The organism is Alcanivorax xiamenensis, assembly GCF_009846745.1.
Classification (GTDB): domain Bacteria; phylum Pseudomonadota; class Gammaproteobacteria; order Pseudomonadales; family Alcanivoracaceae; genus Alloalcanivorax; species Alloalcanivorax xiamenensis.
In genome coordinates this window covers 113,649-129,250 of record NZ_AQPF01000004.1, presented here as the reverse complement: position 1 = coordinate 129,250, position 15,602 = coordinate 113,649, and the positions used below count along the sequence as shown (strand labels likewise).

Here is a 15,602-nt window from a genome sequence, read left to right as displayed (position 1 = left end):
TCTCCGTGACGTGATCGGTTAACGGGTACCGAAAATACGGTCGCCGGCATCACCCAGGCCCGGCACGATATAGCCGTCCTGGTTCAGCCCCTCATCCACCGAGGCGGTATAGATGTCCACGTCCGGATGGGCCTTCGCCACTTTTTGAATTCCCTCCGGGGCCGCCACCAGCACCAAGGCGCGGAGCCGTTCACAGCCCGCCGCCTTGAGCATGTCGATGGTGGCCATCAGGGAGCCGCCGGTGGCCAGCATCGGATCGATGATCAGGGCGGTGCGCTCATGAATGTCATGGGCCAGCTTCTCGAAATAGGCCACCGGCTGCAGGGTTTCTTCATTGCGATAAAGGCCTACCACGCTGACCTTGGCGCTGGGGATCAGCTCCAGCACGCCATCGAGCATGCCGATTCCGGCACGCAGGATCGGTACCACGGTGACCTTTTTACCCTTGATTCGCTGCACTTCCACTGGTCCGGACCAACCCTCCACGGTGGCCGGCTCCAACTCCATATCGGCGGTGGCTTCATAGGTCAGCAGGACCGCCAATTCACTGGTGATCTGGCGGAAACCGCGGGTGCTCAATTTGTGCTGCCGCAACAGTCCCAGTTTATGCTTCACCAGCGGATGGGCAACTTCTTTCACACTCATCGAATGGAGGCTCCGTTTTCAGCGCTTTGGATAGGGGATACAGGCGGCTATTGTGTCGGGTTATCCGCCGCTGAACAAACCCCAAAGCCAGGCATGCCGGGCATTTGCGCTTTTCGGCCGGTCATTTTGACCGGGCATGACGTCGGTACTTTTGGCTATTAGCCAGCGCCGCTCCACGGTTGCTATAATCCGCGCCCATTGTCGATTTGACCTTGAAACCTCGCTGAAAGGACCGATTCATGGATTTTACCAAGGTACCCGCCGGGAAAGAGATTCCCGAAGACATCTACGTGGCGATCGAAATCCCGGCCAATGCCGACCCGATCAAGTATGAGATCGACAAGGACAGCAACGCCGTCTTCGTTGACCGCTTCATGGCCACCCCGATGTTCTACCCGGCCAACTACGGCTATATCCCCAACACCCTGTCCGAGGACGGCGATCCCCTGGACGTGCTGGTGGTGACCCCGTACCCGGTGGTACCCGGCTCCGTGATCCGCTGCCGTCCGGTGGGCATCCTGAACATGACCGACGAAGCCGGCAAGGACGCCAAGCTGGTGGCGGTACCGCACACCAAGCTGACCAAACTGTACGACAACGTCAAGGACATCAACGACCTGCCCGAGCTGCTGCTGGCCCAGATCAAGCACTTCTTCGAGAACTACAAGGATCTCGAAGCCGGCAAATGGGTGAAAGTGGACGGCTGGGACGGCGCCGAAGCCGCCAAGAAGGAAATCCTCAAGTCCGTGGATGCCTTCAACAGCAAATAAGAGTCCCAAGTCCGCGACCGGTCCCCTCCGGTCGCGGCCCCCTCCGCTGTCCGCCCCTCAATACCCCCTTTCCCGGAACTGCTTCGGCGTCTCCCCGCTCCAGCGTTTGAAAGCCCGGGAAAAATTCGCCACATCGTTATAGCCCAAGGCGTAGGCCACATCGCTGACCCGCTGATGGCGGTCCTTGAGCAGCGTCCGGGCCCGTTCATAAAGCACTTCGTCCTGGACTTGCCGGTAGCTTGACCCGGCCTGCTGGAGGTGCCGTTTCAGTGTCCGTGGCGACACCGCCATGCGTTCCGCCATGGCCGCCAGATCCGGTAACGGCGCCGCCGTATCGCGCAGCACCGCCCTGACCCGCTCGGCCAGCGGCCCCTCCTGTTCCGACCGCCAGCGGCTGACCTCCGCCTCGCATTGTTCCCGCGCCAGCGCGGCGGTCTGCGGATCCGCCAACAACGGCGCCACCGACAGCAGCGCTTGCGGCAAAACCAGGGCATCCTCATCCTGATTGAAGCGAACCGGCACCGGCACTTCCCCCCTCAGCGCCATGGCATGGGGTGGCGGCGGTTGCCGGAAGTGCAGTTCCGCGCCCTCCGGTACCGCTTCCAGCAACTGTTCCAGCATATGGATGAACCCCACCAGCATGGCCTCCACCACGAAGGCATGGATCCGTCCGGGGTCGGCCGTGGCCACCAGCGGGAAAATCACCCGGCTCTCCTCCCAGCGCCGGTCCATGTGCCAGAACGGCGCCCGCAGGCCCAGATAGCGCCGGGCGGCATCGAGGCCATCACCAATCGTGGCACTGGAGAGCGCCAGCAGACCCACCGGCCCATGCAAGGTAATGCGCATGGCACGGGCATAGCGGAATCCCAGCCCGGCGGCGCCGGCCATGTCCAGCGCCTGTTCCGCGCAACGCTGGGCCTGTTCCAGCGGCACCCGGCACTGCGGCGCCAGCAGTTGCTCACGGCTGGCACCGACACCGCCCAACAAAACAGCGGGGTCCTTGCCCAGCCCCTTCATCACGTCACACAACAGCACCACATAGATGCCGGGGATACCGGCATCGAACCAGGCGCGGCCCGAAGTCACCACAGGTTGGCCCTCCACGACAAGACCCGTCGCCGCTACTGGAGCATATTGACGGACAACCCACATTGGCAGAATCGCCAGGAGAGCCCGATGCGATTGTTTTCCCGTCGACGTAGCGCATCACGCCAACCGATTAAGGTTCGGCGCATGAACTTCGACTTCAAAGGTCTGGAGAACGCCTGTTATTGGTATGGCAATGATCCGGTGGCCACCCATCTTTTGAATGTACTCTCCATCACCTTCCCCGACGGCGAGCGCTTTTTCGTCGACGCGGTGCGCGCTTTCCGCGACCGCGTCGACGACCCGCAACGACAGAAGGACATCTCCGGCTTCATCGGCCAGGAGGCCATGCACTCCCTGGAGCACAAGGCTTTCAACGAATTGGTGGCGGGACAGGGTTACGACGCCCTGGTCGAACGTGCCTTGAACGTCACGCAGAAGCTGCTGGCCGGCGCCCGCAAGCACTTGCCGCCGGAGCGGCAACTGGCCGCCACCGCCGGCCTGGAACACATCACCGCGATCCTCGCCGACACCATTCTCGGCCACAAGGACGTGATCGAGAGCATGGATCCCTCCGTGCGCCCCTTATGGGTCTGGCACGCCATCGAGGAGACCGAACACAAAGCGGTGGCCTTTGATCTGTACCAGGACGTGGACGGCGATTATTGGCAGCGCCAGCGGGCCTTCCTGATCAGCACGGCTTATCTGATCACCTTCACCAGCTACTTCACCTGGCAGTTCCTCAAGCAGGACGGTGTCCACCGGCAACCACTGACGCTGGCCAAGGGCTTGTGGCGGCTGTTCGGTTACCGTGGCGTGATCAGTTCCACCGTCCCGGCCTGGTTCCGCTACCTGAGCCCGCGCTTCCACCCCTGGGACGACGACAACACCGACCTGGTGGCGCAATGGCGGGACACCCTGCCGGAGCCGGCGGTCAGTTCGGTGGCGTGAGAGACAGTGGACAATTGATAGTGGACAGTTGACAGCGAAAACAAAAGGCCAGACCTCTGTGGGGAGCTTGCTTGCAAGCGAATGGGATTCGCTCAGGCGTTTAGCCGTTTAGCAATATTCGCTTGCAAGCAAGCTCCCACAGAAACCGCGTGGATCACATTTTTTGCTTTCCCAAGATACTCACTTCAGAACCAGGTGGCGGGCAGGCTGATCAGTATCAGTGGCATCCACAGCCCCAGTGCCGCCAACGCCGCGCCGTCGGTTTTCGTGGCCAGAAAGACATGGTCCACATCGGCCTCGGGCTGGTCCGGATCGCCGTACAGAAAGGCGGCGGAGAAATAGCAGGCCGGCACCAGCGCCAGCCACGGCACCGGGGTGAACAGCCAGGCCAGAACCAGAGCACCGCCCTCGACCAGACGCCGGAAGCGCACGCTGTTCCAGAATCCGCGCAGCGCCACCATCGTCAGCAGCGCCACCGCCAGTGATATCACCCCCGGCCCTCGATCCAGATGCCATTCCGGAATCCCCGGACCGGACCAGGCCATCTCCACCGCCAGCAGCGCCACCACCATCGCCGATACGATCACGCCCCGGACCGGATGACGCAGCGTCCACAGCGGCAGAATGGAGGCCCGCCTTTTAGTGATCTCACCCGCCGCCCGGGACAGAAAGTGAAAGAACAGGAACCCCGCCAGGGCCCAGTAAAAAGCGGGATGCTGTTGCACCGCCAGTATGTTGGTGCCCTTCTGGCCGATCTCGGCGGCAACGAAAAATAAATACGGGTAGGAGGCGAGCCGGAACAGACGCGTGCAGACACTGCCCCGGTAGATCGGCGCGTGCCTGACGGAAAAGGGCTTGTCGTACTTCTTGTCCATCGGTGGCTTGTAGGGAATCATACGTGGGATCCTGGCGCGGTACTCCAGGTATTCGTCACCGAAGATGTCCACCAGTTGTTGATCTTCCTCCCACAGCCGATGCCGATAGGCAATGACCCAGAACGTCATCATCACCAGGGTGAACACGCCGTTATTGATGATCAGGCACAGCCCCAGATCCATGAAGAAATTGGAAAGGTGGAAGGGGTCGCGAACCCAGCGGTAGGGACCGGACCGGGTCAGCGTGGCGTTCTTCTCCAGATGACCTTTGGCCCAGACGTGCAGCCAGGCCGCCACGGCCATGCACACCGCGCCCGCTGAAAACGGCAACGGCGCCATGCTGTTGAGCCCCGCCAGGCCGATAAGCACGCCCCCCGCCACTAGATAGCTGCGCAGTTTGGTGCGCCGGACCGGGAGGTATTTTTCCCATTTATACTTATGCATCGAGGTTTTGGACAAAAGGACCTCCTGCTTGCCCCTCGTATTGACCGGATGGGCAGCACCCGGCGCGCCCTGTTCCGTCCGCGCCATGGATGCAGGCGCCGCCGACCATCAACACAACTGTCATGATCCTGCGGGACACTCCAGGGAAACGGCGCGCGCCGCCGACACATGAACGCCACGGTAGTGACCGATCCTGGTTGATTTCGGGGACAGCTTTATGACATCCCAAAAAAAGGACCGCCTCTTCGCCGCCGAGGAACAGGCCATCAGCGATTTTGATTTCGGCGAGAATACCGCCGCCGTTTTCGATGACATGCTTGATCGCAGCATCCCTCAATATTGGGAGCAACAGCGCATGATCGGGGAGCTGGCCCGGGAATTCGCCATTCCGGGATCCCGCGTCTACGATCTGGGGTGTTCCACCGGCACCACCCTTGGAACGCTGGATCAAACCGTGGCGGCGGACGTGGAGCTGGTGGGCTGCGATTACTCCCCGGCGATGCTGGAGCGGGCCCGGCACAATCTGGCCGAGCAATGCCTGTCCGGCCGCCTGCGCCTGGAATACGCCGATCTCAATGAAGGCGTGCAGGTGGAAAACGCCTCGGTGGTGGTCCTCAATCTCACCCTGCAGTTCGTGCGCCCACTTAATCGCGAAGGGCTGCTGCGTTCGATCGTGGAAGGGTTACGACCCGGAGGCGCCTTGATCCTGGTGGAAAAAGTGCTGGGCAACGACGCCTGCCTCAACCGTCTTTGGATCAAGCTGTACTACGAGATGAAGAAGCGTAACGGCTACTCGGAAACCGAAATCGCGCAAAAACGCGAAGCCCTGGAAAACGTCCTGATCCCCTACCGTCTGGACGAGAACCTCAAGATCCTCTCCCGCGCCGGCCTGGACAACGTGGATGTGTTTTTCAAGTGGTATAATTTCGCGGGTTTTCTGGGAACAAAAAAAAGCAGTGAATAGTTAATAGTGAACAGTGAATAGCGCGAGACAAGAAAGGTTGATCGGACAGCAAAGAGGCCGCGTCCAAGGGCTGGGCGCGGCCTCTTTGTTTTCAGGAAAAACCATCAAACAGGTTTCTCAGAGAAAGTTGCGGATACACAAACACGCCTTGCGGAACCGCAAACCTTTTTCTTCGCTATTAACTATTCACTATTAACTGTTCCCTGCTTTTCCTACCCCTCTTGCAGCAACTTCCGGAGATCAATCAGGGAAGCGTTGGCGCGGGACAGGTAGTTGGCCATGACCAGGGAATGATTGGCGAAGACACCGAACCCCGAGCCGTTCAGGACCATCGGGCTCCACAGGGTTTCCTGGGTGGCTTCCAGTTCACGGACCATTTGCCGGAAGCTGACCGTGGCGTTCTTCTTGCGCAGCACATCGGCGAAATCCACTTCCAAGGCGCGCATCAGTTGCACCAGCGCCCAGGACGCGCCTCTCGCTTCGTAGAAAACGTCATCGATTTTCAGCCAGGGGGTTTTCACCACCCGTTCCTTGCTGTCCAACTGGGTCACCGGGGTGTCTTCCTCAGTGTCCAGCGTGGTGCGTCCGACGCTGCGGCTGAGATCCTGGCTGAGGGCCCCGAGCCGGTTCTGTACCTCATTGAGCCACGAATTCAGGTTATCGGCACGGGCGTAGAACCGGCCTTCACCGGAACGCAGGCTTTCCAGGTAACGCTCCAGCGCCCGGATGCCACGGCGATACTCGCTTTCCGTGGCGGGCATGGCCCAGCTGCGGGAGTCAAAGTTGAACTGCGGCTCGGCGATGGCAAGATTACGGTCTTCCTGGCTCTGGGACTGGGATCGGCTCATGTCCCGGCGCATCACCCTCACCATATCCCGTAACTGCACCAACACCCCGAACTCCCAGGCCGGCATGTTATCCAGCCACAAGCGATGCGGCAGAATGTCGTTGCTGAGATAGCCTCCGGGCTTGTCCAGCAGGGTGCTGGCCACGTGGATCACCTCCAGGGTCACCACCTCGCCGGGTTGCGCGCTGGCCGGAGCCCGCACCTCCTGGAGATCCGGCTCCCAGCTCCAGTACCAGCCGAGCAGTACGTCCACCAGAAGCAGGATCACGATCAACCACAGGGCGCCTTTCCATATCCGGTTATTGGCCGGGTCCAGCAACCGGTCGCCCATCTTCTGGGAGAACTTCTCATTACTCATCGGTGATCCCCACTTGCATCCTGTCAGGCCGGGAACGGCCTTTTGTATCATCTCGGAGTCCGCGCTCGGGACTCCACGGCATTGTGCGCCAATATAGCAGTCTTTGTCGCCAACGACAGGGCCCCGCCGCCGCTGAAGCGGTCTTTGCGTCCATTTCGGCATGGGGGCACAATGCGCTCTTCGCCGCCACCTGCCATCACCGCATGGAGCGTGTTAAAGCCCCTTTAATCCGCGACGTGCAGAGTGGGAACCGATTCGCGCCGACGGCCTCTATATTTACCCGGGGTATGCAGAAAATGGGTAATACCGGAGCCGTCAGCAGGTCGCGGCCCCGCTCTTTATATTTGGGGGAGACCGGACCAGGGACAAAACCGGTTATCTGGAGACATCAATGATACAACGCCTGCGTTCACTATTATCTCTTGTGCTGTTGGGGCTGCTCGCCAGCCCCGCGTTTGCGCTGTCCCTGGGCGGGGGAAGCAGCGGCGGTCTGGGCAACGACCAGCCGCCCACGGTGGACGAGGCGATCCAGGTGGTGGCGAATGCCGACTGGGATGAGCAAACGGTATTGGTGGGTTTCGAGCTTCTCGACGATGTCTATCTGTACCGCCAGCGCTTCGAGTTCATTCTCCGCGACACCAACGGCAATGTCCTGGATGATTTCTCCGGTTTCCAGATGCCGGCGGGCAAACCCAAGGTGGACCCGATATTCGGTGACGTCGAGGTGTTCTATCAGCGGCTGGAGGTGACCCTGCCGTTGCGCAGCGTGCCGTTGGCCGATACCGAACTGGAAGTGCGCTACCAGGGCTGCATCGAGGATTTGCTGTGCTACCCGCCGGCCAGCAAGACCTTTTCCTTCGAGGAGCCTCGTCCCGGCAAGTCCGCCATGGCGCTGAGCTCCACCGCTCCGGCCGCCGCGCCGACCGATTCGACAAGTGACGGGGGCTTCCTGGAGACGTTGTTTTCGGAGGACGCCAACGCCTTCAATCGCTGGATCTCCGGCCAGAGCCTGGGCCTGGTGATCGGGCTGTTCTTCGCCGGTGGTCTGCTCCTGGCGTTCACCCCCTGTGTGTTCCCGATGATTCCGATTCTCTCCGGTATCATCGCCGGGGAACAGCACCCCAGCGCCCGCCGCGGTTTCCTGCTCAGCAGCGCCTATGTGCTCGGGGTGGCGGTGCCCTACACCCTGGCGGGGCTGCTGGTAGCCCTGTTCGGGGCCGGGCTGAACCTTCAATTCCTGTTGCAGCAACCCGCCGCCATCATCACCAGTGTGGTCATTTTCGTACTGCTGGCACTGGCCATGTTCGGCCTTTATGAGTTGCAGTTGCCGGCGGCGCTGCGTGACCGGCTCAACCAGACCGGCCCGAAACGCAAAGGGCTGGTCGGTGCCGTCCTGCTCGGCATCATCTCCGCCCTGGTGGTGTCCCCCTGCGTCACCCCGATCCTCGCCGGCGCCCTGATCTACGTTGCCGGCAGCGGTGATGCTCTGACCGGTGCCGCCAGCCTGTTCGCTCTGTCCATCGGCATGGGCGTGCCGCTGATTCTGTTTGGCACCGGCGGCGGCCATTTGCTGCCACGGGCGGGCCTGTGGATGGAAGAGATCAAACGGTTCTTCGGCGTGGTCATGCTCGGGGTGGCTATCTGGCTGCTCGATCGCATCGTGCCGGCACCGGTGACCCTGGCGCTGTACGGTCTGTTGCTGGCGATTTACGGCGTGCAGTTGGGCGCCCTGGAACCGGTGAAAGAAGGCCGGTCCCGCCTGAAGCGGGGGGTTGCCCTGGTACTGACTCTGTACGGTGTGATTTTGCTGGTTGGCGCCGCTTCCGGCGCCCGCGACCCGTGGCAGCCGTTAGCGCACTGGCAGCAACCGGCAGCGCCGGTCACCGCTACTTCCGGTACCTCGCAACCCGCCGTGGCCAAGGAAGATCACGGCCCCTGGCGCACACTTACCGGTCAGACCGCACTGCGCCAGGCCCTGGCGGAATCGTCCGGGACCGGACGGCCGGTGCTGGTGGACTTCTTCGCCGAGTGGTGCGTGGCCTGCAAGGTACTGGAGGAAACCACCCTGAGCCATCCGGACGTGCTGGCCACCATGAAGGGCTTCGATCTTTATCGGGTGGATATCACCGACATCAACAGCGAAAACCAGGCGATCATGACCGAATACAACATTTTCGGCCTGCCCAGCCTGGTGTTCTTCACCCCCGCCGGCGAGGAAGTTCCGGAATCCCGGGTGCTCGGCGAGATGGGACCGGAGCGCTTTATTCGCCATCTGGAGCAGACCGTGTTGCCGGTCACGTCGGGCTGATCCGCTTTGGCGGACTGGGCGCCGGGCTCGATTCGCGAGCGAGCTCGCTTCCCACAAGGAGCCACGGAGTCGCTGTGGGAAGCTGCTTGAGCAGCGAATGGTGTATTGCGTGTCAGTGGGCTGTTCCACAACCGTGGGCCACAGCTTGCTGGTACATGTAACGAATAGTGTAAAGTTCTTTTTTCGCCGGGCGATTCCCCCTAGACTGCAAACTTCGGGAAAAGCCCCGGCCTGATGCCGTTTTCCCTCCTGTTCACCGCAGATAACGACATATTCAGGGGTATCCATCTTGGCCACCATTCTGGTTCTGCACGGCCCCAACCTGAATCTGCTCGGCCAGCGCGAGCCGGACAAATACGGCGCCACCAGTCTGGCTGAGATCGACCAGGCCCTGCAGATCCGGGCCCGGAAGGCCGGCCATCATCTGCAGCATATGCAAAGCAATGCCGAATACGAATTGATCGAGCGCATCCACGCCGCCCGCGCGGAAGGCGTCGACTTCATTCTGATCAATCCGGCCGCGTTCACCCATACCAGCGTGGCATTGCGTGACGCTCTGCTGGCGGTGAGTATCCCGTTTATCGAGGTGCACCTTTCCAACATTCACCGGCGCGAAACCTTTCGCCATCACTCTTATTTCTCGGACATCGCCGAGGGAGTGATCTGCGGGCTCGGCGCCGACGGCTACCAATTGGCACTGGACGCGGCCATCCGCCGTCTGGGCACCGATGACGCCATCTGACTATTAACATCAACAGCTCTCAACAGGACTGGACATGGATATTCGAAAAATCAAGAAATTGATCGAGCTGCTGGAAGAATCCGGAATCGAAGAACTGGAAATCCACGAAAACGAAGAATCCGTGCGCATCACCCGGGGCGGCTGGCGCAACGCCGCGCCGGCACCGATCGCTCCGGTAGCGGCTGCTCCGGTGGCCCCGCAAACGGCCCCGGCTCCGGCGGCCGAACCGGAACCGGCGTCCCCGGCCGGTCATCTGGTCCGCTCACCGATGGTGGGCACCTTCTACCGGGCCTCTGCTCCCGGCGCCACGCCGTTCGCTCAGGTGGGCCAGAAGGTCAACGCCGGCGATGTGCTGTGCATCGTCGAAGCGATGAAAATGATGAATCAGATCGAAGCGGACAAATCCGGCACTATTGATGCCATCCTGGTCGAGGACGGCGAACCGGTGGAGTTCGACCAGCCGTTGTTCTCCATCGTTTAACGGAGGTCGAAATGCTGGAAAAAGTCGTCATTGCCAACCGCGGCGAGATCGCCCTGCGCGTGCTGCGCGCCTGCAAGGAAATGGGCATCCGCACCGTGGCGGTGTACTCCAAGGCCGACCGCGACCTGATGCACGTGCGTCTCGCCGATGAAGCGGTGTGTATCGGTCCGGCGCCGTCCACCGAATCCTATCTGAACATCCCCGCCATCATCAGTGCGGCGGAAGTGACCGACGCCGATGCCATTCACCCCGGTTACGGCTTCCTGGCGGAGAACGCCGACTTCGCCGAAAGCGTGGAACGCTCCGGCTTCACCTTCATCGGGCCGCGCGCCGACACCATCCGCCTGATGGGCAACAAGGTGTCCGCCATCGAGGCGATGAAAAAGGCCGGCGTGCCCACCGTCCCCGGCTCCAATGGTCCGGTGGGCGATGACCCGGAAGCCACCCAGGCGATGGCCGAGCAGATTGGTTACCCGGTCATCATCAAGGCCGCCGCCGGTGGTGGCGGGCGCGGCATGCGCGTGGTGGAACATGCGGACCAGTTGCTCAACGCGGTGACGCTGACCCGTTCCGAAGCCAAGAACGCCTTCGGTGATGCCACCGTGTATATGGAGAAATTCCTGCAGAAACCACGCCACGTGGAGATTCAGGTGCTCTCCGACGGCGCCGGTCACGCGATACATCTCGGTGATCGGGACTGCTCCCTGCAGCGCCGTCACCAGAAGGTGGTGGAAGAGGCGCCCGCCCCCAACATTCCGGCTCACCTGAAGGAAGAAGTGGCCCAACGTTGCGTCAACGCCTGTAAGGAGATCAACTACCGCGGCGCCGGGACCTTTGAGTTCCTGTACGAGAACGAGGGTTTCTATTTCATCGAAATGAACACTCGCGTGCAGGTGGAGCACCCGGTCAGCGAGATGATCACCGGCGTCGACATCGTCAAGGAACAGCTGCGCATCGCCGGCGGCGAAGGCCTGGCCTTGAAACAGGAAGACATCACCTTTCTTGGCCACGCCATCGAGGTGCGGGTCAATGCCGAGGATCCCAATACCTTCGTGCCCAGCCCCGGCAAGATCAGCTACTTCCATGCTCCCGGCGGCAATGGGGTACGGGTGGATTCCCACGTCTATGGCGGCTACACGGTACCGCCCTACTACGACTCGCTGATCGGCAAGATCATCACCTGGGGTGAAAACCGCGACGTGGCGTTTGCCCGCATGCGCAACGCTCTGGACGAGATCGTGGTGGAAGGGATCAAGACCAACGTGGCCCTGCACCGGGACAAGATATTCCGCGACGCCGCTTTCCAGGAAGGCGGCGTGGATATCCATTACCTGGAGAAGAAACTGGGTAATCATTAAGGCATCGCGGTCCTTTCTTGTATGGAGTCCTGTATGGAGTCCTGTATGGAGAGAACCGCTACAAAGCCGCTGTGGGAGACCAGTTCGCTGGCGAATTACCGGCCTCTGGCATTGACACATTCGCTTGCAAGCAAGCTTCCCACAGCGGCTTCGGAGCACAAACCGTGGGAGCCACCTTGGGTGCGTGTCCTTCAGCCCAGCAAATGCCGGACCCGCTCCGCCACCTCGCCGATCTCATGGGACGGCAGGTCGGCGGCATCCCGATAGCCCACCAACAATGCCTCCACCAGCTCATCCCGCAGATGCGGGCGATCTTCCTCGCAACGCAGGAAGTGCAGCCAGTTACGGCGCCGGGCCCAACGGGACATGGACCAGGGGCGCACCTTCATATCCAGCACGTCGATCAAACCGATGCGCAGACCGTCGATGACGATGTTGCCCGGATGCACGGAACGGAAAAAGACGCCCAAACGGTGCAGGCGGGCGATGAACACGCCCACCCGGTACATCAGTTGGGTGTCCACCTGCCCGCGAGCCAGCATCTGGCGCAACGTCAGGCCCGGCATCGGCTGATACACCGCCACCGTATGCGGCTCGCCGATGATACGGTGCAGGCTTTCCACTTCCAGAGTGGGAATGCGTAATTGCGCCAGTTGCCGGGCGTGGCGGGCGAAGCGTACCGCCGCCGGGGACAGTAATTCGCGATTGAAGTAGCGTTTGCGCCGGAAGTACTTCAGATAGCGGCCATCACGCAGACGCAGCACCTTGATGCCGTGTCCGTCACGTTCGACCACTTCCGAGTGGCTGATCACGTCCTCCAACTGCTGACGACAGAGGGGATGAATCCTAATCATGGAAAAACGGCTCCTGAACCGTTTTAAAGGCGACCACCGCTATGGGGGCGCGAAAAGGGGAAATCAACGATGACCGTTAACGATAACGAGAGAAACGCGGCAGAATCGCCGGGGTGCGCGCCATATAGTCCAGATAGCGATGACCATACCGCTCCAGCATACGTTGCTCTTCCCTGGGCAACTGTAGCAAGTAAACCATTGTAAAGGTCAAAGCCGCGGCGGGGCCAGCCAGCCAGTTCTGTAACAGCAGCAATTGCGCCAGGGACCAAAGCAGCATGGCGGCGCAGGACGGGTGACGCAGATAACGGTACACCCCGCTATCCACTGGCCGTCGGGGACAACGGGTCAGATCCTCCTTGGCCCGCCAGAACAACCACACCGCGGCGCTGCCGAGCAGCAACCCCAGCCAGGCCACCTCATCCATGAACACAATATCGGCGAACTCAAACCAGGGCACCATCATGTCCAGGAAGGGAATCACCACCATGGTGCAGAACACCATGCCGACCAGGATGATTTGCTCCAGATCCGGCGAGGGGCGCGCCAGCGCGCGCGGACGCCGCAAACGCGGCATCGCGAACCGGTACAGCAAGGCGCTGGCGATCACCATCAGCACCAATATCAACTCGGCGGCATCTTCAGTCATAGGCTGGTCAGTCCGATAGACGAATCCGGATAGTACTCCTTAACGGCCGGTGAAAAAATAGCCGCTGTGCAAGTGCGAATGGCGGTGACGGCACACTCCGCCACGGCGCAAATTTTTCCGGTCGCCGTTATACTGCCGCTTCTCCATGGAGGTGTCATGACCTGGCAACAGCTACATCTGGCGTCCGACTCGCAACAGGCGGACGCTCTACAAGACGCACTGGAAACCCTGGGCGCGGTGGCGGTAACCCTGACCGACGGCGCCGATCAGCCGGTTTTCGAACCGCCGCCCGGCGCCCGGCCGCTGTGGCGGGCCACCGTGGTCACCGCCTTGTTCTCGGACCAGGACGACCTGCAAAACGTTCTCGAACGTCTGGATGCGCTGGGCCTGACGCCCCAGGATCATCGTATCGAGCGGCTTGAGGACCAGGTCTGGGAGCGGGCCTGGATGGACGACTTTGCCCCGATGCGCTTCGGTGAACGGCTGTGGATCGTACCCAGTTGGAGCGACCCGCCGGATCCGGCGGCGGTCAACCTGCGTCTGGATCCGGGCCTGGCCTTCGGCACCGGCACCCATGAAACCACCGCGCTGTGTCTGGAGTGGTTGGAGGCGGCGCCAGTGTCCGGCAAGCAAGTATTGGACGTGGGCTGCGGTTCCGGCGTGTTGTCCATCGCCGCCTTGCTACTTGGTGCCGGGCGGGCCCTGGGTAACGACATTGATGAGCAAGCGTTGCTGGCCAGTCGCGCCAACGCCGAGGCCAATCAAGTCGCCGACCGGCTCGATCTGTGTCCGGCGGACGCCATGCCGAGGGGTTTCCAGTGTGACGTTCTGGTCGCCAATATTCTGGCGGCCCCGCTGATCCAACTGGCGCCGACCCTGGCCGGATACTGCAAGCCCGGCGCGCTGCTGGCGTTGTCGGGCATCCTCGCCGAACAGGCCCGATCCGTGGCGGAGGCCTACCAACCCTGGTTCGATCTGTCGCCAATCGAACAGCGCGGGGACTGGGTAAGAATAGACGGGGTTCGCAAGCTGTCCGCATAACAGTTGCGGCGGGATGGCATGATTCGGTAAAACTCCCTACACAGCCACTACACGAAAAATCCGACTCACGGACCGCCAGCGCATGACCGGCCCCTACAAGACCCGTTGCCCTCACTGCGAGGCGCAATTCAAGATCAGCGAGGAGCATCTGGCCCAGGCCAAGGGTGCGGTGCGCTGTGGTTCCTGCTTGCGCGTTTTTCAGGCCACCGAACACTTACTGGAAGGCCCGCCGCTGGTGCGGGAAGAAACGCCGGCACCGGCGGCGGACTGGTCGGCGGCACTCCCCGAGGAAGCACTCCCCGAGAAGACACCGGCTCCGGCCCCCTCAAGCCCTGACCGCATCCGCGCCGAAGACGACCGCCAGTTGCAACTGAGCGACAGCTTCCTGTCCCTGGAAAAGGAGGACCCGGTCCCCGATCTGGATCTGGAACTGGGCAACCATCCCCACGAGCAAACCGATGAATCCTGGGCCGAGGCTCTGCTGCAGGAACTCGAATCGGATCCCGAACCGGTCACCGCCGACACCAGAGACGCCGGCGCCCCCGCGACACCGCAACCCGCCCCGGCCGAACCGGAAGCGGCCGCGGACGACGCCTTTGAATTTCTTAACGGACCGGCCACCGCCCGTTCGGCGGCGCGGCGCGAACTGGACAGCCCTCCCCGCCGCAATCCGCTGGCGTTGTTGGGCTGGACTCTGGCGGTACTGCTGGCTCTGACGGTGCTGGCCGGCCAGTACCTGTTTTTCCATTTCGACACGCTGAGCAGGGATCCGCGCTGGCGCCCCGCTTTCGCCGAAGCCTGCGCGGTGGCCGGCTGCACCCTGCCGCCACGGGTGGATACCACTCAACTGCGGGGTACCAATCTGGTGGTACGCAGCCATCCACGATTCGACAATGCGCTGGTGGTGGATGCCCTGCTGTTCAATGAGGCGTCCTGGCCACAGCCGTTCCCGGAACTGGAATTGACCTTCATTGATCTGCAAGGCAAGCCGGTGGCCCGGCGGCGCTTCCAGGCCGGCGAGTACCTGCGCGGAGAGTTGGCCGGGGCCGGGGCCATGCCGATCCGCACACCGATACACGTTTCCCTGGAAATCGTCGACCCGGGACACAAGGCGGTCAGCTACCATCTGAGGCTGCTGCCGGCGGCCCAAAGGCCGGCGGCGCGGCTTTCCAACGTCCACTGAGCCGCATATCCCCGCTGCCGCCCTTTTCTCCCGGCGCCCGTGCCTCTAT

At 61.9% G+C, this 15,602-nt stretch carries 15 protein-coding genes; 9 read left to right on the top strand and 6 right to left on the bottom strand.

Going from position 1 to position 15,602, the window contains the following annotated elements; genetic code table 11:
- Positions 1–18: 18 nt before the first annotated feature.
- Positions 19–645 carry a uracil phosphoribosyltransferase gene (gene upp / locus A6D6_RS04650; RefSeq protein ID WP_133491985.1) on the bottom strand — a complete coding sequence of 209 codons (627 nt, stop codon included), beginning with the start codon at positions 643–645 and terminating at the stop codon, positions 19–21.
- A 239-nt stretch (positions 646–884) separates the two neighbouring features.
- Between upp and ppa the strand changes: the two genes are divergently transcribed.
- Complete coding sequence (ppa, locus tag A6D6_RS04645) at positions 885–1,415, top strand: inorganic diphosphatase (RefSeq protein ID WP_133491984.1); 531 nt, start codon at positions 885–887, stop codon at positions 1,413–1,415.
- A 57-nt stretch (positions 1,416–1,472) separates the two neighbouring features.
- On the opposite strand, the gene A6D6_RS04640 is transcribed toward ppa, so the two are convergent.
- The gene (locus A6D6_RS04640; protein ID WP_159660071.1) at positions 1,473–2,504 is read right to left on the bottom strand and encodes an AraC family transcriptional regulator; all 1,032 of its coding nucleotides are present in this window, start codon (positions 2,502–2,504) and stop codon (positions 1,473–1,475) included.
- Positions 2,505–2,648: 144 nt separating this feature from the next.
- Here A6D6_RS04640 and A6D6_RS04635 point away from each other — a divergent pair, with 144 nt between their 5' ends.
- Entirely contained in the window at positions 2,649–3,452 is an 804-nt protein-coding gene (locus A6D6_RS04635; RefSeq protein WP_236563987.1) for a metal-dependent hydrolase, read from the top strand.
- Positions 3,453–3,637: 185 nt separating this feature from the next.
- On the opposite strand, the gene A6D6_RS04630 is transcribed toward A6D6_RS04635, so the two are convergent.
- On the bottom strand, positions 3,638–4,786 hold the full coding sequence (locus tag A6D6_RS04630; protein WP_159660069.1) for a methyltransferase family protein: 1,149 nt from the start codon (positions 4,784–4,786) through the stop codon (positions 3,638–3,640).
- 202 nt (positions 4,787–4,988) lie between these two features.
- On the opposite strand from A6D6_RS04630, the gene cmoA reads away from it, so the two are divergent.
- A complete protein-coding gene (cmoA, locus tag A6D6_RS04625) occupies positions 4,989–5,735 on the top strand; it encodes a carboxy-S-adenosyl-L-methionine synthase CmoA (RefSeq protein ID WP_159660068.1) in 747 nt (248 codons plus the stop codon).
- 212 nt (positions 5,736–5,947) lie between these two features.
- Here the strand turns inward: cmoA and A6D6_RS04620 are convergent, their stop codons facing one another.
- A complete protein-coding gene (locus A6D6_RS04620) occupies positions 5,948–6,940 on the bottom strand; it encodes a DUF2333 family protein (RefSeq protein WP_159660067.1) in 993 nt (330 codons plus the stop codon).
- A 391-nt stretch (positions 6,941–7,331) separates the two neighbouring features.
- Here A6D6_RS04620 and dsbD point away from each other — a divergent pair, with 391 nt between their 5' ends.
- The 4 genes from dsbD (at position 7,332) to accC (ending at position 11,829) form a co-directional block, all read left to right on the top strand.
- Complete coding sequence (dsbD, locus tag A6D6_RS04615) at positions 7,332–9,248, top strand: protein-disulfide reductase DsbD (protein WP_201303700.1); 1,917 nt, start codon at positions 7,332–7,334, stop codon at positions 9,246–9,248.
- A 289-nt stretch (positions 9,249–9,537) separates the two neighbouring features.
- The gene (aroQ, locus tag A6D6_RS04610) at positions 9,538–9,990 is read left to right on the top strand and encodes a type II 3-dehydroquinate dehydratase (protein ID WP_159660066.1); all 453 of its coding nucleotides are present in this window, start codon (positions 9,538–9,540) and stop codon (positions 9,988–9,990) included.
- A 34-nt stretch (positions 9,991–10,024) separates the two neighbouring features.
- On the top strand, positions 10,025–10,471 hold the full coding sequence (gene accB / locus A6D6_RS04605) for an acetyl-CoA carboxylase biotin carboxyl carrier protein (protein WP_133491976.1): 447 nt from the start codon (positions 10,025–10,027) through the stop codon (positions 10,469–10,471).
- 11 nt (positions 10,472–10,482) lie between these two features.
- Positions 10,483–11,829, top strand: coding sequence for an acetyl-CoA carboxylase biotin carboxylase subunit (gene accC / locus A6D6_RS04600; protein ID WP_133491975.1), 1,347 nt, complete (start codon positions 10,483–10,485; stop codon positions 11,827–11,829).
- 191 nt (positions 11,830–12,020) lie between these two features.
- Here accC and A6D6_RS04595 read toward each other — a convergent pair whose 3' ends face one another.
- Positions 12,021–12,683: a BUD32 family EKC/KEOPS complex subunit gene (locus A6D6_RS04595; RefSeq protein WP_159660065.1), complete on the bottom strand. Its 663-nt coding sequence runs from the start codon at positions 12,681–12,683 to the stop codon at positions 12,021–12,023.
- 76 nt (positions 12,684–12,759) lie between these two features.
- Positions 12,760–13,329, bottom strand: a complete 570-nt coding sequence (locus A6D6_RS04590) for an isoprenylcysteine carboxylmethyltransferase family protein (protein WP_133491973.1) — start codon at positions 13,327–13,329, stop codon at positions 12,760–12,762.
- 156 nt (positions 13,330–13,485) lie between these two features.
- On the opposite strand from A6D6_RS04590, the gene prmA reads away from it, so the two are divergent.
- The gene (gene prmA / locus A6D6_RS04585) at positions 13,486–14,370 is read left to right on the top strand and encodes a 50S ribosomal protein L11 methyltransferase (RefSeq protein WP_133491972.1); all 885 of its coding nucleotides are present in this window, start codon (positions 13,486–13,488) and stop codon (positions 14,368–14,370) included.
- A gap of 82 nt (positions 14,371–14,452) precedes the next feature.
- Positions 14,453–15,553, top strand: coding sequence for a zinc-ribbon and DUF3426 domain-containing protein (locus tag A6D6_RS04580; protein WP_159660064.1), 1,101 nt, complete (start codon positions 14,453–14,455; stop codon positions 15,551–15,553).
- Positions 15,554–15,602: the final 49 nt, after the last annotated feature.